This window comes from Mesorhizobium sp. M7A.F.Ca.CA.002.09.1.1 (genome assembly GCF_003998555.1).
GTDB classification, from domain to species: domain Bacteria; phylum Pseudomonadota; class Alphaproteobacteria; order Rhizobiales; family Rhizobiaceae; genus Mesorhizobium; species Mesorhizobium ciceri.
In genome coordinates, this window is the sequence record NZ_RZRR01001547.1 from 1 (window position 1) to 536 (window position 536).

The 536-nt window shown below is 63.2% G+C and carries 2 protein-coding genes; one reads left to right on the plus strand and one right to left on the minus strand.

Annotation, left to right across the window (positions count from 1 at the left end; all coding sequences use genetic code 11):
* A partial coding sequence (locus EN994_RS34575; protein ID WP_206530585.1) for a P1 family peptidase occupies positions 1-331 on the plus strand: 331 nt, incomplete at its 5' end.
* Positions 332-340: 9 nt separating this feature from the next.
* Here EN994_RS34575 and EN994_RS34580 read toward each other — a convergent pair.
* A partial coding sequence (locus EN994_RS34580) for a DUF2171 domain-containing protein (protein ID WP_127308306.1) occupies positions 341-536 on the minus strand: 196 nt, incomplete at its 5' end.

Consider the following 536-nt stretch of genomic DNA (forward strand, 5'->3'; position numbering starts at 1 on the left):
TTGTGGCCGGCAGACGGAGACGGGCGGCAACACCACCATCGCCGTCATTGCCACCGATGCGGTGCTCACAAAGGCTGCCGCCAAGCGCCTGGCGATGTCGGCGCATGATGGATTCGTGCGCGCCATCTGGCCGACGCACACGCCGGCCGATGGCGACCTTGTGTTCGCGCTGGCGACCGGCACGAGCGGTATCGAACTCTCCGCCGATGCAGCAATCGATCTCTACGCCGCCGCCGGCGCCACCATGGCGCGCGCCATCAGCCGAGGCGTCTATGCCGCGACACCTGCCGAAAACGATCTGTTTCCGGTCTGGTCGTCACGCATGAAGTGAAGCGATCAATCAGACCGGATCGGACTTTTCTTCCTCGAACGTCACCGCGACATCAGAATTCGCCGACAGCCAGACCTTCTTGCCGTCGACTTCGGCAATCAGGCTCAGGGGAATGTAGTGGTGATGGCCCTTGTGGGCGCCCTCGCCGCTATCGGCCTTGGTTAGCTTGATGCGCTGGCCATCGACCTTGTCGACAGTGCCGACA